Raw genomic sequence first — 3,012 nt, forward strand, 5'->3', positions numbered from 1 at the left:
CCGTGAACGCCTCCCAGGCCGGCACGGCCACCGTCGCCATCCGGTACGCCAACGGCGCGACCACCAGCCGCCCCGCCGACGTGCTGGTCAACGGCGCCGTCGTCCAGTCGGCTGGCGCGTTCGACTCGACCGGGGCCTGGACGACGTGGGGCACGAAGACGCTGACCGTGTCGGTGAACGCCGGCGACAACACCATCCGGTTGAGTCCGACCACCGCCGACGGCCTGCCGAATGTGGACGCTCTGGATCTTGAGCTGGGCGGCACCCAGAACCCGACCGGCCGGCAGATGGAGGATCTCAACCGAGGCCTGATCAGCGTGCGCTCGGGCAGCGGCAACCTGGTGTCCTGGCGGCTGCTGGGCACCGAGAGCGCGAGCACCGGGTTCAACGTGTACCGGGGCGCCACCAAGGTGACGGCTTCGCCGATCACCAACTCCACCGACTACCTCGACGCCGGAGCCCCCGCGGACGCCTCGTACACCGTGCGCGCGGTCGTCAACGGCGTCGAGCAGGACGCGTCGGAGCCGTCGCTCCGCTTCGCCGGCGGCAACTACCTGGACGTGCCGATCTCCCGGCCGGGGAGCAACTACACGGCCGGAGACGCGAGCGTCGGCGACGTGGACGGTGACGGCCAGTACGAGATCTTCCTCAAGTGGGATCCGAGCGACCAGAAGGACAACTCCCAGTCCGGGGTAACCAGCAACGTCTACCTCGATGCGTACCGGCTCAACGGCCAGCGGCTGTGGCGCATCGACCTGGGCCGCAACATCCGGGCCGGCGCCCACTACACGCAGTTCCAGGTGTACGACTACGACGGCGACGGCCGGGCCGAGCTGGCGGTCAAGACCGGTGACGGCACCGTCTCCGGCACCGGACAGGTGATCGGCAACGCCGGCGCCAACCACCGCAACTCCGACGGCTACATCATCACCGGGCCGGAGTACCTCACCATGTTCAACGGGCTCACCGGCGCGGCCATGTCCACGGTGAACTTCGAGCCGGCCCGCGGCAACATCAGCGACTGGGGCGACAGCTACGGCAACCGCGGCGACCGGTTCCTGGCCGGCACGGCGTACCTGGACGGCCAGCGGCCCAGCCTGATCATGGGCCGCGGCTACTACGCCAAGAGCACGATCGCGGCCTGGGACTTCCGCAACGGCCAGCTGACCCTTCGCTGGAAGTTCGACTCCAGCAACGCGGGCAGCCAATGGACCGGCCGCGGCACCCACTCGCTCTCCATCGCCGACGTCGACGGCAACGGCACCGACGAGATCATCTACGGCGGCATGACCATCAACTCCAACGGCACCGGCCGCTACACCACCAACTTCTACGCCCACGGCGACGCCCTGCACGTGGGAGACTTCGTGCCCAGCCGGCCCGGCAAGGAGATCTGGCAGATCCACGAGCAGAGCTCCGGCGCCGCCGCCACGCTGCGCGACGCCAACAACGGCTCGATCATCATGCAGAAGAACAACACCTGCGGCTGCGAGGGACCGGCCCGCGGCGTCGCGGGCGACATCTACGCCGGCAACCCCGGCGGGGAGTTCTGGGGCACCGGCACCGGCCTGACCAACCTGTTCAACGCCTCCGGCGCCGGCGTCGGGCGCACGCCCAGCAGCTACAACTTCCTCGCCTGGTGGGACGGCGACCCGGTACGCGAACTGCTGGACGGCAACCACGTCGACAAGTACGGCACCGGCGGCGACACCCGCCTGCTCACCGGCTCGGGCGCGCACTCCGTCAACGGCACCAAGTCCACCCCGTCGCTGTCGGGCGACCTGTTCGGCGACTGGCGCGAGGAGATCATCCTGCCCCGCGACGACAACGCCGCGCTGCGCATCTACGCCACCACGATCCCGACCGACCGGCGGATCTACACCCTGCTGCACGACCCCCAGTACCGGGTCGCCATCGCCTGGCAGAACACCGCCTACAACCAGCCGCCGCACCCCAGCTTCTTCCTCGGTGACGGCATGAGCACCCCGCCCCAACCCAACATCTACGTCCGCTGACTCCCGAGCGTTCTGGCGGGCAGGCAGCACGCTCGCCGGCCCGCCAGTGCGCCGGTCCTCACCTGGAGCCTCGATGAAATGGTTGCCCAAGATCTCCTTACTCACCGCGATGACGACGGCACTGGCCGGTGCCTCCATCGCGCTCGCGACAGGCGCGCAGGCCGCCACCCGGTACGAGGTGGAGTCCGCTCCTGCCGTGTGCGGCGGCGCCATCGCCGCCAACCACTCCGGTTACTCCGGTAGCGGTTTCTGCGACACGCCCAACGCCGTTGGCGGCTCCGTCGAGTTCACCGTGAACGCGCCGGCCGCCGCCACCATGAGCATCCGCTACGCCAACGGCACCACCGCCAACCGGGCCGCGGACATCAGCGTCAACGGCGCGGTGGTGCAGCGCGGCGTCGGCTTCGAGGGCACCGGCGCGTGGACCTCCTGGGCGACCAAGACCCTGCCCGTCCAGCTGAACGCGGGGACCAGCACCGTACGGCTCGCCGCGACCACCGCCGACGGGCTCGCCAACATCGACTACCTCGACGTCACGACCGGCGGCGGGGACGGCTCGCCCACCGATCCGAACATCCGCTTCGTCGGCCGCTGGGACACCCGCAACAGCACCGCCTACGTCCCGGGCTGGGCCGGCGCCTACCTCACCACCGGGTTCACCGGCACCACCGTCAAGCTGAAGCAGCGCAACACCATCGACCTCTACTACAGCATCGACGGCGGCCCCGACCTCTACCTGCAGAACGTGTCGGGCACAGTGAACTTGACCCGCACCCCGCTGCCCGCAGGCAACCACACCCTGCGCGTGTCCTACCGCGTGGTGGCCGGTTCCTACCACGGCGACGCGGTGTTCCAGGGGCTGGTGCTCGATCCGGGCGCGCGCACCCTGCCCGCCACGCCGGCCCGCGGCATGGTGGAGTTCGTCGGGGACTCCATCACCGTCGGCACCACCACCTCGAAGAACGCGCTCACCGCGTACGGCTGGCTGGTCGGGGAG

The 3,012-nt window shown here is 69.9% G+C and carries 2 protein-coding genes; both read left to right on the forward strand.

Annotated elements, in window-relative coordinates; translation table 11 throughout:
- Nucleotides 1-2 precede the first annotated feature (2 nt).
- Nucleotides 3-2,015: a rhamnogalacturonan lyase gene (locus AB0H84_RS53330; protein ID WP_357622453.1), complete on the forward strand. Its 2,013-nt coding sequence runs from the start codon at nt 3-5 to the stop codon at nt 2,013-2,015.
- Between the two features lie 73 nt (nt 2,016-2,088).
- Nucleotides 2,089-3,012 (forward strand): carbohydrate-binding protein (locus AB0H84_RS53335; RefSeq protein ID WP_357622455.1); only part of this gene is annotated, 924 nt, incomplete at its 3' end.

Source organism: Nonomuraea sp. NPDC050786, assembly GCF_040654115.1.
Taxonomy (GTDB): domain Bacteria; phylum Actinomycetota; class Actinomycetes; order Streptosporangiales; family Streptosporangiaceae; genus Nonomuraea.